General features: G+C 60.1%; 17 protein-coding genes. 7 read left to right on the forward strand and 10 right to left on the reverse strand.

The annotated features are described in order from the left end of the window. The gene (locus tag AC13RC_RS01190) at nt 1-705 is read right to left on the reverse strand and encodes an HAD family hydrolase (protein WP_488556255.1); all 705 of its coding nucleotides are present in this window, start codon (nt 703-705) and stop codon (nt 1-3) included. Between the two features lie 303 nt (nt 706-1008). Here AC13RC_RS01190 and AC13RC_RS01195 point away from each other — a divergent pair, with 303 nt between their 5' ends. After that, nucleotides 1009-2058, forward strand: coding sequence for an aldo/keto reductase (locus AC13RC_RS01195; protein ID WP_488556256.1), 1050 nt, complete (start codon nt 1009-1011; stop codon nt 2056-2058). Nucleotides 2059-2106: 48 nt separating this feature from the next. On the opposite strand, the gene AC13RC_RS01200 is transcribed toward AC13RC_RS01195, so the two are convergent. Further along, entirely contained in the window at nt 2107-3132 is a 1026-nt protein-coding gene (locus tag AC13RC_RS01200; RefSeq protein WP_488556733.1) for a zinc-dependent alcohol dehydrogenase family protein, read from the reverse strand. Nucleotides 3133-3242: 110 nt separating this feature from the next. Here AC13RC_RS01200 and AC13RC_RS01205 point away from each other — a divergent pair, with 110 nt between their 5' ends. Continuing rightward, nucleotides 3243-4142: a LysR family transcriptional regulator gene (locus tag AC13RC_RS01205; protein ID WP_488556257.1), complete on the forward strand. Its 900-nt coding sequence runs from the start codon at nt 3243-3245 to the stop codon at nt 4140-4142. Between the two features lie 20 nt (nt 4143-4162). Here the strand turns inward: AC13RC_RS01205 and AC13RC_RS01210 are convergent, their stop codons facing one another. Then, entirely contained in the window at nt 4163-4459 is a 297-nt protein-coding gene (locus AC13RC_RS01210) for a YciI family protein (protein WP_488556258.1), read from the reverse strand. Between the two features lie 84 nt (nt 4460-4543). Here AC13RC_RS01210 and AC13RC_RS01215 point away from each other — a divergent pair, with 84 nt between their 5' ends. After that, nucleotides 4544-5428, forward strand: coding sequence for a LysR family transcriptional regulator (locus tag AC13RC_RS01215; RefSeq protein ID WP_488556259.1), 885 nt, complete (start codon nt 4544-4546; stop codon nt 5426-5428). 39 nt (nt 5429-5467) lie between these two features. Here the strand turns inward: AC13RC_RS01215 and copM are convergent, their stop codons facing one another. The 3 genes from copM to AC13RC_RS01230 all read right to left on the reverse strand — a co-directional run bounded on the left by copM (nt 5468) and on the right by AC13RC_RS01230 (nt 6877). Further along, nucleotides 5468-5836, reverse strand: coding sequence for a CopM family metallochaperone (gene copM / locus AC13RC_RS01220; RefSeq protein ID WP_488556260.1), 369 nt, complete (start codon nt 5834-5836; stop codon nt 5468-5470). A 72-nt stretch (nt 5837-5908) separates the two neighbouring features. Continuing rightward, nucleotides 5909-6328 carry a hypothetical protein gene (locus tag AC13RC_RS01225; protein WP_488556261.1) on the reverse strand — a complete coding sequence of 140 codons (420 nt, stop codon included), beginning with the start codon at nt 6326-6328 and terminating at the stop codon, nt 5909-5911. Between the two features lie 21 nt (nt 6329-6349). Beyond that, a complete protein-coding gene (locus tag AC13RC_RS01230; RefSeq protein WP_488556262.1) occupies nt 6350-6877 on the reverse strand; it encodes a 2'-5' RNA ligase family protein in 528 nt (175 codons plus the stop codon). A 126-nt stretch (nt 6878-7003) separates the two neighbouring features. On the opposite strand from AC13RC_RS01230, the gene hisS reads away from it, so the two are divergent. The 3 genes from hisS to hisG all read left to right on the forward strand — a co-directional run bounded on the left by hisS (nt 7004) and on the right by hisG (nt 10536). After that, complete coding sequence (gene hisS / locus AC13RC_RS01235; protein WP_488556263.1) at nt 7004-8527, forward strand: histidine--tRNA ligase; 1524 nt, start codon at nt 7004-7006, stop codon at nt 8525-8527. A 195-nt stretch (nt 8528-8722) separates the two neighbouring features. Further along, nucleotides 8723-9841 carry an ATP phosphoribosyltransferase regulatory subunit gene (locus AC13RC_RS01240; protein WP_488556264.1) on the forward strand — a complete coding sequence of 373 codons (1119 nt, stop codon included), beginning with the start codon at nt 8723-8725 and terminating at the stop codon, nt 9839-9841. After that, entirely contained in the window at nt 9841-10536 is a 696-nt protein-coding gene (gene hisG, locus AC13RC_RS01245; protein ID WP_113353837.1) for an ATP phosphoribosyltransferase, read from the forward strand. The genes AC13RC_RS01240 and hisG overlap by 1 nt, the downstream gene beginning before the upstream one ends. A 76-nt stretch (nt 10537-10612) precedes the next feature. Here hisG and AC13RC_RS01250 read toward each other — a convergent pair whose 3' ends face one another. Beyond that, on the reverse strand, nt 10613-11056 hold the full coding sequence (locus AC13RC_RS01250) for a DoxX family protein (RefSeq protein ID WP_488556265.1): 444 nt from the start codon (nt 11054-11056) through the stop codon (nt 10613-10615). Between the two features lie 214 nt (nt 11057-11270). Between AC13RC_RS01250 and AC13RC_RS01255 the strand changes: the two genes are divergently transcribed. Next, nucleotides 11271-11978 (forward strand): glutathione binding-like protein, encoded by a 708-nt coding sequence (locus AC13RC_RS01255; protein ID WP_113353839.1) that lies wholly within the window; start codon nt 11271-11273, stop codon nt 11976-11978. Between the two features lie 57 nt (nt 11979-12035). Here the strand turns inward: AC13RC_RS01255 and AC13RC_RS01260 are convergent, their stop codons facing one another. The 3 genes from AC13RC_RS01260 to groES form a co-directional block, all read right to left on the reverse strand. Next, nucleotides 12036-12482, reverse strand: coding sequence for a hypothetical protein (locus AC13RC_RS01260; protein ID WP_210296346.1), 447 nt, complete (start codon nt 12480-12482; stop codon nt 12036-12038). Between the two features lie 577 nt (nt 12483-13059). Continuing rightward, on the reverse strand, nt 13060-14700 hold the full coding sequence (gene groL / locus AC13RC_RS01265) for a chaperonin GroEL (protein ID WP_113330948.1): 1641 nt from the start codon (nt 14698-14700) through the stop codon (nt 13060-13062). A 74-nt stretch (nt 14701-14774) separates the two neighbouring features. Continuing rightward, the gene (gene groES, locus AC13RC_RS01270; protein WP_004109735.1) at nt 14775-15071 is read right to left on the reverse strand and encodes a co-chaperone GroES; all 297 of its coding nucleotides are present in this window, start codon (nt 15069-15071) and stop codon (nt 14775-14777) included. Nucleotides 15072-15372: the final 301 nt, after the last annotated feature.

The raw sequence follows: 15372 nt of genomic DNA on the forward strand, positions 1-15372 counted from the left end.
TTATTGCAACGCTTCGATCACGGCATGCAATTCGCCGAGATGGCCGATCTTGCGGAAACGTGGTGCGTCGGTCGGTTCCTCGACATGCTCGAACGACCATGTAAGTTCGTGGGGCACGAAGACGCCGTAGCTGCCGGCAGCAAGCGCCGGCACGATGTCCGATTTCAGCGAATTGCCGATCATCATAGCCCGTTCCGGGCCGTCGCCCACCTTGGAAAAGATGCGGCGATAGGTGGACGCATTCTTGTCCGAGACGATCTCGACCGCATCGAAGAGGTCGCCGAGCCCGGATTGCGCAAGCTTGCGCTCCTGATCGAAAAGATCGCCTTTGGTAATCAGCACCAACAGATACTTTCCCGAGAGGGCCTCCAGCGTTTGACGCACATGCGGCAATGTCTCGACGGGGTGGGCGAGGAGATCGCGGCCGATATCGAGGATTTGGGCGATGACGGTCGATGGCACTTCGCCTTCCGTGATCTCGATGGCCGTTTCGATCATCGAGAGGGTGAAACCTTTGATGCCGAAGCCGTAGTGACGAAGATTGCGCTTTTCCGCCTCCAGCAGGCGCGCGGAAATGACATCGCTTGCGGCGTGATCGGCGAGTAGCTCGGTAAACTGCAGTTCCGTCAGCCGATAGAATTGTTCGTTCTGCCAGAGCGTGTCATCGGCGTCGAAGCCGATTGTCGTTAGGGGATGTTGCGTCATCGATCTATCCGTTCTGCGCATGATATGAAGACTGGAGTCTAATCCGCGCCCGAACGGACGCAAGAGCAAGCGTCGGTCACCGCATCGTGATCGGTCCGAGGTCTCGCGTTGAAATCGGTTTCCGGTGCATTATGTCCTTGTTGTCTCGATCGCCGCGGAGCCAGAGCCCGGCCTCGACGACTGTCTTATGACCTCCCAGGGCAGCGCCGACAGCGGCTGCCGTGCCGAGGCCAATCTATAGCGAAAAGATAAGCGTTCACCGGCCGGAAGAGTCTTCCGGCTGACCACAAGGGAATTTCTCCTATGCGTTATAACCAACTCGGCAATACCGGCCTTTTCGTCTCCGAACTCTGCCTGGGCACGATGACCTTCGGTGAAGCCAATCCCAACACTCCCTGGGGCTCGATCGCAGATGTGGACCAGGCGCTGGCCGACAAGATCGTCGAAGGCTCGCTCGCCGCCGGTGTCAACTTCATCGACACCGCCGACGTCTACTCCTTCGGCAATTCCGAAAAGCTGCTCGGCCAGGCCCTCAAGAATCTCGGCGTTCCCCGCAAGGATGTCGTCATCGCTACCAAGGTCTATGGCGTCATGGGCGACAAGCCGAACGATCGCGGCGCCTCGCGCGGCCATATCATGGACTCCGTGCAAGCAAGCCTTGACCGGCTGCAGACCGATCATATCGATCTCTATCAGATCCACGGCACGGATATCGTGACACCGATCGACGAGACGCTGCGGGCGCTGGACGATCTCGTTTCGCGCGGTCTTGTGCGTTATATCGGCGTCTCCAACTGGCAGGCCTGGCGCATCGCCAAGGCGCTCGGTATTTCCGAACGCCGCGGCTTTGCCCGCTTCGAGACGGTGCAGGCCTATTACTCGATCGCCGGCCGCGATCTGGAGCGTGAAATCGTGCCTGTCATGGCTGAGGAAAAGCTCGGGCTCATGGTCTGGTCGCCGCTCGCCGGTGGTCTGCTCTCGGGCAAGTATGGCCCGGGCGCCCCGGGCAACGGCGAGGGCCGGCGTGCGAGCTTCGATTTCCCGCCCGTCGACAAGGATCGAGCCTGGGCCTGCGTCGCCGCCATGCGCGAAGTCGCCGAGAAGCATGGTGCAAGCGTCGCCACTGTGGCACTTGCCTGGATCCTGGCGAAACCCTTCGTCACGAGCATCATCATCGGCGCCAAGCGCCTCGATCAGCTCGATCAGAATTTGGCGGCCGTCAAGCTGAAGCTCGATGCCGACGATATGGCCAAGCTCGATGAGGTCAGCGCGCTTGCGCCCCAATATCCCGGCTGGATGCTGGCCCGTCAGGGTGCCCAGCGCGTGCCGCAGCCCTTCGAACCGAAGGCCTGATATCGTTCAAAGCCGGGCCGCAGCTTCTCGCGGCGGCCCGGCTCCACGTCAAAGCTCGATGACGATCTTGCCGAAGGGGCCGCGATCGAGATGATCGAAGGCCGCCGGTACCTCGCCGAGGCCATAACGATGGTCGATGACCGGCTTCAGGCCGATGCTGTCGACCGCGAGCACGAAGTCTTCAAGCGAGCGGCGATGACCGACGCCGATGCCTTGCACGGTAGGGGACTTTAGCAGCAGCGGTGCCACCGGACCGGAGATGTCGAAGCCTTCGAGGACGCCGATAACGGAGATCCGGCCATGAGGCGCCACCGCCTTTAGGGACTGGCCGAAATTCGGGCCACCGGCAATTTCGATGATATGGTCGATGCCACGATCGTTGGTGAGGCGATAGACCTCTTCCACCCAATCGCTTTTGTTGCGGTCGATGCCGTGATGAGCGCCCAAAGCCTTGGCCCGCTCGAGCTTTTCCGGTCCAGAGGAGGTTACGAAGACCTCGGCGCCCTGGGCCGCGGCGATCTGCAGGCCGAACAGCGCCACACCGCCCGTACCCTGCACCAATACGCTGTCACCGGGCTTGACCTTGCCGCGTTCCACCAGCGCGAACCAGGCCGTGAGACCGGCGCAGGGCAGGGTGCTTGCCTCGGCATAATCGAGGCTCTTGGGTGCCGATACGAACCATCCTTCCGGCATGGAGATATACTCGGAGAGCACGCCGGGATAGAAGCCGCCAAGCGTCTTGTAGGGCGGTGTACGTGCATCGCCGAGCGGCTTGCCGTCGATCCAGCCGGGATGGAAGGTCGAAATGACCCGATCGCCCACGGAGAATCTGGTTACGTCGTCTCCCACCGCTTCGATTACACCTGCCATATCGGAGGCCGGCACGAAGGGAAATTGGATCGGTAGGCCCATGCCGGTCTCACGCACGAGCTTGTCGCGATAGTTCAATGAAACGGCTTTGACCCGCACGAGCACCTCGCCGCGCGCGGGCGTGGGAACCGCCGTTTCCGTGAGGTTCAAGGGAGCACCGACGGCAATCGTATCGAGAGTCCAGCGCTTCATAGTCTTCGTCATCATGATCTCCTGAGAGAAATTGGAAGTAATGGGAGCAGCATATCGTTGCTTTCTGATCGCCAGTGGCGATATTATTTCCGCTTACTGGTTCCTTAAGGGAAGCAATCATCATGAATGAGATGCTCAACGGCATTCCGGAATTCGTGGAAGCGGTCGAAGCCGGGGGCTTTTCGGCAGCGGCGGCGCGCATGAATCTCTCCCGCTCGGCGATCGGCAAGACCATCGCCAAATTGGAGCGGCGCCTGAATGTGCGCCTCTTTCACCGCACCACCCGCATGCAGAGCCTGACGGACGAAGGCCAAGCCTTTTACGAGCGCTGCCGCCGGGCGCTGGACGAGATACAATCGGGCGAGGCCATGCTGGAATCGGGCAAGCGTGAGGTTACCGGACGTCTGCGCATCTCCATGCCTGTCCTTTTTGGTCGTCGCTGCGCTGCACCACTTCTGCTGGAACTGGCGCGTATCCACCCCAAGCTTGAACTCGACCTTTCCTTCAGCGATCGCGTGGTCGATCTCTTCGACGAGGGCTTTGATCTCGCCGTTCGCAACGGCGTGTTGCGGGACGAAGCCGGCCTTGCCGCGCGCAAGATCGCCCTCCATCGCATGACGCTATGCGCCTCGCCGGATTATCTAGCCGCCAGAGGTACGCCCCAGACCATTGCCGATCTCGATAGCCACGATCTCGTCGTCTATGCGAGATCGGGCGAAGCCAAGAGATGGACCTTCCTGCAGGGCGATGGAGCGGCCGTCGACTATTTTCCGCAGACGCGGTTGCGTCTTGATGACCTGGAGGTCATTGCCGATGCAGCCGCCGCGGGAATGGGCATTGCGTGGCTGCCCTGCTGGCTGGTGCGGGACTATGTGCGGGCCGGCAAGCTCATGCAGGTGCTCAATGTCTCCAGCCGGCCCGTCAACGTCTATGCCGTCTGGCCGCAGGTGCCACAGCTTTCGCTGAAGATGCGCGTGGTCATCGACCTGCTCGCCGCGCGCCTGCCTGCAATCATGGACTGAGCATGTGACGATGCCTCCGGTTAAAGGAGTGCGCCCTCCGCAAATACCTGGTTCCAACGAAAGACCTTGACGGATTTGCGCAGGCCTGCCGCCCAGAATGGATCTTCCTTCACCAGACGATCGACGGCATCGGCGGTCTCCACTTCGACGAGCCACAGGCCGCCGGCAAAAGCATCGCCCTCCCGGCTGAGTGGTCCCGCCGTCCTGATGGAAGCGGCATTCGCCTCCAGGAAAGCGAAGTGACGAGGCAGATATTCCTTGCGGATCGCGGCGGCGTTTTGTTGATCGTCCTCGAACAGGACAGCGAACAGGGTCATCGTTATCTCCTTGCTGGATATTTCCAGTCTATGACTGCAATAATGCCGATACACGCGGTAAGTTTGCCGCTAGGAGCTGCAAAATTGCACGACGTCGATTGGAATGACCTGCGCCATGTTCTGGCGCTCGCGCGGGGTGGATCCCTTGCCGCTGCCGGCAGGGTGCTTGGCACTGATGCGACGACGGTCGGTCGCCGCCTGCGCATTCTGGAGAAACGCCTCGGCACGACGCTGTTTGCGCGCGATGGAGGTGGCGCCTTATTGCCGACGCCAGCGGGCGAGATCGCGGTCGCGAAGGCCGAGACGATCGAGGCCGAAGTCATGGCGCTGTCGGGTGCGTTGGATGCAGCCGATCCCATGGCACTCGGCAAGGTACGCCTCACGGCGGCGCCATCCTTCATCAGCCGGCTGTTGATCCCCGCGCTACCCAGCCTGTTGGCGCAGCATTCCGGCCTGCAATTGGAACTCATCGGCGATTCCAGAAATCTCAACCTGACGCGGCGCGAGGCAGACATGGCGCTGCGCCTTGCAAGACCTGCCGACATGACAAACGGCAAAGTCGTCGCCAGGCGGATCGCGACGCTTGACTATGCCGTCTACGTCGCTGCCGGGCAGGAGAGGCATGCAGAAGATTTGCCGTGGATCATCTATGAAGAGGCGATGGCGCATCTGCCGCATGCCCGCTGGATTGCCGCACAGGCAGAAAAGTCAGGTCGTTCCAGCCAGCTTGCGGTCAACGATGCCGAGGCTCTGCTGCAGGCCGCAGCTTCAGGATTGGGGCGCGCACTGCTGCCGAAAATCCTGGCCGGGAATGTGGGAGGTCTTTGCCGCGTCGATAGCGGCGACAGCAATCTGCCGGTGCGAGAGATGTGGCTGCTGATGCATGCCGAGCTTCGTCCACTCGTGCGCATTCGCGCCGTTTCCGGTTGGTTGGATGGGATATTCCGCCGTCCGCATTCGGAGCGGTGAGAGAGGCGGCAGGGATGCCGCCTCTCGTGATCGGGTGAATTACTTGCCGTGCTTCTGTAGCCAGGCTTTCATTTCCTTGATCTCGGCTTCCTGCGCGGTAATGACGGCTTCCGCCAGTTTGCGCAGTTCGGGATCCTTGCCGTATTTTAGCTCGATTTTTGCCATGTCGATCGCGCCTTGATGGTGCGGGATCATGCCGCGGACGAAATCCGCATCGGCATCGCCGCTATAGTGGATCATCATGTCCTTATGCATCTTGCCCATGGCGTCGTTGAACGCCTTGCTGGAAGCGCTCTGGTCGCCCATCGGCTTGCTCATGTTCATGCTCTTCATGTCGTCGGCAAGGGCAGGAAGGGCGATTGCAAAGGCGAATACGCCGGCAAGCATCAGCGATTTTGAAGTAGACATAGGGATTCTCTCCGTTTCTGAACGGTATCTGGATTTGAGCGGCAGCGCTCGTCGATTGAATGCAGGAGATCGTCAGGTGAAACGGGGAGGGGGCGCTGTCGGCTGCGGCAGGGAACCGGCAAGGCGCTGGCCGGGCGCCGGCACTGGATAGGAGATGGCGTGTTTGCCGTCTTCGACTGCAAGGGTCGGCATCAAGGCAAGGCAGGCAGCGCAAGACGCCACATGCGCCATGCCGCCGGCGCAAGGATTTTCCGGCTTCGTTTGCTGGGGCTCGCCCATGTTGGCGGGACCGGCCATGCCAGGCATATCGGCCATGCCATCATGCATGCTCATGGTCGCCGGCAAGGACATGGCGGAAGCGCAGACAGGGCAATTCGCCAGCGCCGGCATGGCACCGTAAAGCAACCAGGCAATCAGCATTGTCAGGATCGCAAGCACGCGCATGAACAGAAACCTAACCGTGCAATCCGTGAAAGCAAGCACGAATTGCATTCCCCGGACACTGGAAGGCGATCAAGGCAGCAGTTTGACTTCCTTGATGATTTCGATCGGCGGAAAGCGGATGCAATCCACCACATCGAAAATGAGCGTAAACTGGGCTGGCCTTGCGGCCGACCATCTCAGAGCCTCTTCCGCCGCGTTCGCCGGGATCTTCATCGCAATGGTGCAGTGCGGCTGCCAGCGATCCGGGCGGGAATGCTCATGACAAAGGCTAGGGTCGATCTCGTCGTGAATGGCGCCGTGTATGCGTCTCAGGACGCGATCGTCGGCTGGACGCGCCCAGAGCACCAACAGCTCGTTCGGAAAATGGTCGATCCCCGAAAACTCGACCGATAGCGGCGGCACGTTCGCGAAGGCCTTTTGAGCGGCGGCGGCGAGGGAGGAAACGGCAATGTCTTCATAGACTGCAAATGTCAGATGCGGCGGATAGTTGAGTGCCAGCATCGATGGAGAGGTTTCGAACCGGCTCGCCTCCCGCCAGAGATCGAGAGCCGGACCGGCACTGTTATCCGCGCATTTCAAAACGATTGCGTGTGGCATGGTTCCCTATGCTGCCTTCTCCGGCTTTTCTCGGTTTTGTCGGCCGCTAACATATAACAATCCTTGCCGCATTCAGCCCAATCCGCTAGTTAACCGCGACTGTTCCCATACCGGATTACCCTAGAGATGAGCGACAAACAAAAGAAACTGCAGAAGCTCAAGGCCCGCCTGCCGCGCGGCTTTGTCGATCGTTCGGCCAGCGACATTCGCGCCGTCAACGAGATGACCTCCAAGATCCGGGCAGTTTACGAGCATTATGGCTTCGATCCCGTCGAAACGCCGCTGTTCGAATATACCGATGCGCTGGGCAAATTCTTGCCCGATAGCGACCGGCCGAACGAGGGCGTTTTCTCGCTACAGGATGACGACGAACAGTGGATGTCGCTGCGCTATGATCTGACGGCGCCGCTCGCCCGTCATGTCGCCGAGAATTTCAACGAGATTCAGCTTCCCTATCGCACCTATCGCGCCGGCTACGTCTTCCGCAACGAGAAGCCAGGCCCCGGCCGCTTCCGCCAATTCATGCAGTTCGACGCCGACACCGTCGGCGCGCCTGGCGTACAGGCCGATGCCGAAATGTGCATGATGATGGCCGACACCCTGGAAGCCTTGGGCATCAAGCGGGGCGACTATGTGGTTCGCGTCAACAACCGCAAGGTTCTCGATGGCGTCCTGGAAGCCATCGGCCTCGGCGGCGATGACAAGACCGCCCAGCGGCTGAACGTACTGCGCGCCATCGACAAGCTTGACAAGTTCGGTCCGGAAGGCGTGGCGCTGCTGCTCGGCCCCGGCCGCAAGGATGAGTCCGGCGACTTCACCAAGGGTGCCGGCCTCAACAGCGACCAGATCGAGAAGGTGCTCTTCTTTGTTGGCATCAAGGACTATGCCGAAAGTGCCGCCCAGCTTGCCGCGCTTGTCGCCGGCACGTCCAAAGGCGGCGAGGGCGTCGAGGAGCTGAATTTCATCGGCAGCCTCGTGACAAGCGCCGGCTACGGAGCAGATCGCATCAAGATCGATCCATCCGTCGTGCGCGGCCTCGAATATTACACTGGGCCGGTCTACGAGGCCGAGCTGCTCTTCGACGTCACCAACGAAAAGGGTGAAAAGGTCGTCTTCGGTTCGGTGGGCGGCGGCGGCCGTTATGATGGGCTCGTCTCGCGCTTCATGGGCCAGCCGGTGCCGGCCACAGGCTTTTCCATCGGCGTGTCGCGCCTGATGACGGCGCTGAAGAATCTCGGCAAGCTCGGCATGGACGAGGTGATCGAGCCCGTGCTTGTCACCGTCATGGACGGCGATGTCGATGCCATGGGACGCTACCAGCGCTTCACGCAGCAGCTGCGCGCCGCCGGCATCCGCGCTGAGATGTTCCAGGGCAACTGGAAGAAGTTCGGCAATCAGCTGAAATATGCCGATCGCCGCGGCTGCCCGATCGCCATCATCCAGGGCGGCGACGAGCGTGCCCAGGGCGTCGTCCAGATCAAGGATCTGATCGAAGGCAAGCGCCTGTCCGGTGAGATCGAGGACAATGCCAGCTGGCGCGAAGCCCGCGTGGCCCAGGAAACCGTGCCGGAAGCCGAGCTGATCGAGAAGGTCAAAGCTATCTTGGCGGCACAGGCGGAAGACCGGAAGAGGGCGCTCGGCAATGTCTGAGTGGATCGAGCAGTCTCGCCTTCCCCTTCTCCCCTCGGGGAGAAGGTGGCCCGAAGGGTCGGATGAGGGGGGCTCTGGGCTCACGCGAGCTATTCGTACGTTGGCGCTCAGAATCCTCGTCACTTCGTTCCTCGGCCCCCTCATCCGCCCTGTCGGGCACCTTCTCCCCGCCGGGGAGAAGGGGAGAATAGCCCCATGCCTCTGATCAACCTCCCGAATTTTGCCAGCGACCTGCTGGACGAATTTTCCGTTCGTGGGACGGAGAGGGTGGATACGCCCATCATCCAGCCGGCCGAGCCCTTTCTCGATATGGCCGGCGAGGATCTCCGCCGGCGCATCTTCATGACCGAAAGCGAAACCGGTGCCAGCCTTTGCCTGCGCCCGGAGTTCACCATTCCCGTCTGTCTGCGCCATATCGAGACCGCCACCGGCACCCCGAAGCGTTACTCCTATCTCGGCGAGATCTTTCGCCAGCGCCGCGAAGGCGGCCATGAGTTCTATCAGGCCGGCATAGAGGATTTGGGTGATGGCAATACGGCGAGCGCCGATGCTCGCGCCATCAGCGATGCCATCGGTATCCTCGATCGCGTGGTGCCCGGTAAACCGCTCTCCGTGACGCTTGGCGATCAGGCCGTGTTCGAGGCCGTTGTGCAGGCGCTCGGCCTGCCATCCGGCTGGCAGAAGCGCCTGATCCACGCTTTTGGCAACATGATGCAGCTCGAAACCTTGCTGGCGCATCTTGCAAGCCCGCAGCCGGTCACCGGGCTCGATGCCCATGTACTCGATTTCCTGAGCCGTGGCGACGAACAGGGGCTGGTCAGGCATATCGATGCCACCATGCACGCAACCGGCTATTCCACCAATGCCAGCCGCTCGCCGCAGGAGATCGCTCGCCGCCTTCGTGAGAAGCTGGTCCTATCGGAAACGCGGCTCGACGATGCGGCCTTCCGCGTGCTGGAGGAGTTCTTGTCCCTGAGCGTACCGCTCTCGGATGCTTCCGCCGCACTAGCGGGTTTTGCCGACGCGGCAGGTCTGAAGCTGGGGAAGGCCCTGGAAAGCTTCAACGCCCGCGTCGCGGCATTGGCCCGCGCCGGTGTCGATGCTTCCAAGATCGACTATCGTGCCGCCTTCGGTCGCCCGCTCGACTACTATACCGGTCTCGTCTTCGAGGTGACGGTGGAAGGGGCGAGCGCGGTGCTGGCCGGCGGCGGCCGCTTCGATCGGCTGATGACCCTGCTCGGCGCCAAGGACCATATCCCTGCCGTCGGCTTCGCGCTCTGGCTCGACCGTATCGAAACCGTGAGGGCAGCCTGATGACCATTACGATAGCGATTCCTTCAAAGGGCCGGATGAAGGACGATTGCGCCGCGATCTTCGAGCGCGCCGGCATGCCGATCGTCGCCGTCGGCAATGACCGCTCCTATCGCGGCCGTGTCGAAGGCTTTGAAGGTGTCGAGATCGCCTTCCTGTCGGCCTCGGAAATCTCGCGAGAGATCGGCAATGGCAGCGTCGATTTCGGCATCACCGGCGAAGACCTCGTGCGCGAGGGCATGGCGGAGGCTGATCGCCGCGTCGAATTCTGCGCCAGGCTCGGCTTCGGCCATGCCGATGTCGTCGTCGCCGTGCCGGATATCTGGCTCGATGTCGACACGATGGCCGATCTCGGCGATGTCGCCGCCGATTTCCGCGCTCGTCACGGCCGCAGGCTGACGGTCGCGACCAAATACTGGCGGCTGACGCAGCAGTTCTTCTCCAGCCAGCATGGCATTCAGCTCTATCGCATCGTCGAAAGTCTCGGTGCGACGGAAGGGGCACCCGCTGCCGGCTCGGCCGACATCATCGTCGACATCACCTCCACCGGCTCGACGCTTAAGGCGAACCATCTGAAGGTCCTGTCGGATGGCGTCATCCTGCGCTCTGAGGCGTGTCTGGTGCGTGCCCGCAAGGAGAGCCACAATGGCGATCCGATGGTTGAGCGCATCATATCTGCCGTGCGCAGCGCGCTCTGATTTTCCAATTTCCTATTCATGCGAAAAGGCCCGCCGGAATTCCGGCGGGCCTTTTGTCTTGGGAAATATGCGGCAATCAGGCGGCTGCGTAGGCACCGCGGCGTGCGTCGACCGAGTAGACGCCTGCGCCGTTGGTGGCGAGCATGATGTAGGCGCCGGCGAGCGTGATGTTCTTCAGGAAGTTCACGAAGTTCAGGCCGTTGATCCAGCCGTTGGCGGCAGCCGGGAAGTCCGGAACATTGACGGTCGGCAGGTGGAAGACGACGCCGGTGAAGACACAGAAGAGGGCAAGAAGCCAGCCGACGATACGGACCTGGAAGCCGATGAGGACGCAGACGCCGGTGACGAATTCAAACGCGCCGGCAAGATAGGTAAGCAGCGTTGCGGCAGGCATACCGGCGCCGGCAATCATGCCGGCGGTACCTGCAGGATCGGTCAGCTTGCCGAAGCCGGCAAAGATGAACATGAAGGCGAGCAGGATGCGCGCCACAAGAATGATGATGTTGTTGGTGTTGGACATGACAGTCTCCAGTAAATTCACTCGGGATCGGGTGGCGACAATTTCTGGAGACAGATATTCGTAATTTTTGGGAGGTTGGAAAGATAAACAACTGCGCACAATTAGTTCACAATCATTGAACAATGGGCCGCTGAGATAACACTTCCCATACAAGCCCTATCGGCTATTGTGGCGGCAAATCAGTTGTCAAATCATAGCCTTCAGGAGCAAGCCCATGGCCGATCTGTCGTCCTTTCCGATCACGAAACGCTGGCCTGCCAGCAATCCGGATATTATCCAGCTCTACTCGCTGCCGACGCCGAACGGCGTCAAGGTGTCGATCGCGCTTGAGGAGCTTGGTCTGCCCTATGAGCCGCATCTGATCTCCTTCGGCACCAACGACCAGAAGTCTCCTGAATTCGTTTCGCTGAATCCGAATGGCCGCATTCCGGCAATCATCGATCCCAATGGTCCCGGCGGCAAGCCGATCGGTCTGTTCGAATCCGGCGCGATCCTGGTCTATCTGGCGGAGAAGACCGGCAAGCTCATGCCAAGCGACGCAGCTAGGCGTTACGAAACGCTGGAATGGGTTTTCTTCCAGATGGCCGGCGTCGGTCCGATGTTCGGGCAGTTCGGCCATTTCTTCAAATTCGCCGCCGAAAAGGTCGCCAATAACCCCTATCCGGTCGAGCGTTATCGCGACGAGGCCAAGCGCCTTCTCGGCGTGCTGGAGAGCCGCCTGCAGGGGCGCGAGTGGATCATGGGTGATGAATACACCATCGCCGACATCACCACGTTCCCCTGGGTTCGCGGCGTCGACGTCTTCTATGGCGGCCGCGAGGTTCTGGAGTTCGAAAGTTTCCCCTCGGTCATGGCCTGGCTGGAGCGAGCCCTTGCGCGCCCGGCAAGCCAGCGTGGTCTCAGCATTCCCAAGCGGGATTGATCAGGTTGAACCAAGTAATTGGTCAGGTGAACTCACCCGACCATCATCGACAGCCGTTTACTGCCGGGTGGCGAGCTGGCTGCCCGGTTCCAGCTTGAAGCGTGGAAATAGGAAGACGCCGACCATGCTGCCGGCACGTTGCTTGTCGGCAGCAACGGATTCGCCAACGCAAAAGACCGGCTGGCGATGGCCGCCGGTGCCGAGCGTTGTCGTGGAATAACAGAAAGAAGAGTTTGCGGTTGCCGCCTGCTCGAAGAGATCGAGGATACGCGCTCGATCGTGCGGATCATAGCAATGCATGAGGCTCAGCAAGCCACATTCCGAGGAGCTCAGCCCGTGCAGCATCGTGCTCCACTGTCCAAGTTTGATGATGCCGCTTGAAAGATCGCCCGTCCATCCCTCGGAAACACAGAATTGTGCCAGAAGATCGGGGTCATGGCCTTCGAACTCCAGCGAGCCGGGAGCAAATGGTGCGGAAAAATTGGCTTTAGCAATCTTGAACAAGATGATCCCCACAAGAGCGCATGGTTCCCCGCGCCTCACTTCAATTCCGTATTTCCCCGGATGGAAGGTCTTCCTGCATTTTGCGCCGCAGCTTATGGCCGAGGCGTGCCTCCGCTGGTTCGCTGTCGACAATGCTTTTCGGGATGGCGTTCCAGTTTATGAAGTCATTTCAAGTAATAAATCAGGACAGCGCCAGTGCGCAAGGTTATGATCATGCCAAGCCGCAGGTTAAGCCTGTCCAAAAGAAGTAAAAATTACGTGTATTGCAGCTAACTCTCCAAAATCGCTGCGCTGCGAGTTATAGGGGCTTTTTCGAAAACAGCAATGGGCAAGTTGCAAAATTTGCAACATGATAGAATCTTGCAGGAATTGCAGTTGTACAGTTTCGGCACAATTAAAAAAGGCGACCCGAGGGCCGCCCTTCATTAATTCTGGATGTCGGATTGAACAATCGCAACAGGCCGTTGGCCTATCACATCATGTCCATGCCGCCACTTCAGGCCGCTTGGCGGCCTGAAGCACTAAAGTGCATGGGCGAAGCTTTATGGACATTCCTGCGATTAGGCCTGTTGGCCTATCACATCATGTCCATGCCGCCCATGCCACCCATGCCGCCCGGCATGCCAGCAGGGGCATCCTTCTTCGGCAGTTCGGCGATCATGGCTTCGGTGGTGATCAGCAGCGAAGCAACCGAAGCTGCATCCTGCAGAGCCGTGCGAACGACCTTGACCGGGTCGACGATGCCCATGGCGATCATATCGCCGTAGACGCCCGTCTGAGCGTTGTAGCCCCAGTTGTCTTCGTTCTTGTCGAGGATCTTGCCGACAACGATCGAAGCTTCGTCACCAGCGTTTTCAGCGATTTGGCGAGCCGGGGACTGCAGAGCGCGGCGAACGATGTTGATGCCGGCTTCCTGGTCTTCGTTTTCGCCCTTGACCGAGATCTTGACGGAAGAACGCAGCAGAGCGGTACCGCCGCCCGGTACGATGCCTTCCTGAACGGCAGCGCGCGTCGCGTTCAGAGCGTCGTCGATGCGGTCCTTCTTTTCCTTGACTTCGATTTCCGTCGAGCCGCCAACGCGGATAACGGCAACGCCGCCAGCGAGCTTTGCAAGGCGTTCCTGCAGCTTTTCGCGGTCGTAGTCAGAGGTGGTTTCTTCGATCTGGGCCTTGATCTGGGCAACACGGCCTTCGATGTCGGACTTGGCGCCAGCGCCGTCGACGATCGTGGTGTTTTCCTTGGAGATCGAAACCTTCTTGGCGCGGCCGAGCATGTCGAGGGTGACAGACTCGAGCTTGATGCCGAGGTCTTCGGAGATGACAGTGCCGCCCGTCAGGATGGCGATGTCTTCCAGCATGGCCTTGCGGCGATCGCCGAAGCCCGGAGCCTTGACAGCAGCGATCTTCAGGCCGCCACGCAGCTTGTTGACGACGAGGGTCGCAAGCGCTTCGCCTTCCACGTCCTCAGCGATGATGAGGAGCGGCTTGCCGGTCTGAACGACGGCTTCGAGAACCGGGAGCATGGCCTGCAGGTTCGAGAGCTTCTTCTCGTGCAGGAGGATGAAGGCGTCTTCGAGGTCGGCCACCATCTTTTCCGGGTTGGTTACGAAGTAGGGGCTGAGGTAGCCGCGGTCGAACTGCATGCCTTCAACGACTTCGAGTTCGGTTTCGGCGGTCTTGGCTTCTTCAACCGTGATGACGCCTTCGTTGCCGACCTTCTGCATGGCTTCGGCAATATCGAGACCGATCTGCTTTTCGCCGTTTGCGGAGATCGTGCCGACCTGGGCAACTTCTTCCGAAGTGTTGATCTTCTTGGCCTTGGCGAGCAGGTCCTTGACGACTTCTGCAACAGCGAGGTCGATGCCGCGCTTCAGGTCCATCGGGTTCATGCCGGCTGCAACGGCCTTGGCGCCTTCGCGTACGATTGCCTGGGCAAGAACGGTTGCGGTGGTGGTGCCGTCACCGGCAACATCGTTGGTCTTCGAAGCGACTTCGCGGACCATCTGGGCGCCCATGTTCTCGAACTTGTCTTCGAGTTCGATTTCCTTGGCGACGGAAACGCCGTCCTTGGTGATGCGCGGAGCGCCGAAGGACTTGTCGATAACGACGTTACGACCCTTCGGGCCGAGCGTGACCTTCACTGCGTCAGCGAGGATGTCGACGCCACGAAGCATCTTTTCGCGGGCGCTGCGGCCGAATTTTACTTCTTTAGCTGCCATGTTTGAAACTCCTGAATTCGCGTTTTCCGGGCTTTAAGACCCGTCAGCTGTATCGGAAAAGGGAACCGGCCGGATTAGCCGATGATGCCCATGATGTCGGCTTCCTTCATGATCAGAAGGTCTTCGCCGTTGAGCTTGACTTCGGTGCCGGACCACTTGCCGAACAGAACGCGATCGCCAACCTTGACGTCGAGTGCTACGACCTTGCCGGATTCATCGCGAGCGCCGGAGCCGACGGCGACGATTTCGCCTTCCTGCGGCTTTTCCTTGGCGGTATCGGGAATGATGATGCCACCCTTGGTCTTTTCTTCCGACTCGACGCGGCGAACGACGACGCGGTCATGAAGGGGGCGGAAATTGGTGCTTGCCATTGTCTAATCCCTCGATCAAATGACATTCACGGATCAGCGGAGATCCGTATGGATTTTGTTAGCACTCATCCTTGGAGAGTGCTAGCGACGGTGATTTAGGGGTGGCTTCCGGACGAGTCAAGGACAGCACTGTGAATTTTTTGCGGCGCGTAACGGCTTGTTTTGAGGATGATTAACGCCCATGGCAGTGGCGTGTAGCACGTCGTTGCGAAGTTCCTCTCATTTTCCCCTCTTCAGAAAGGGTCAGGTCGCACCTTTTCGAGAGCGTCATGCTGTTGCTTCCGCTGCGCAATCTTGCCGC

The organism is Martinezella sp. CNPSo 3890 (genome assembly GCF_057784455.1).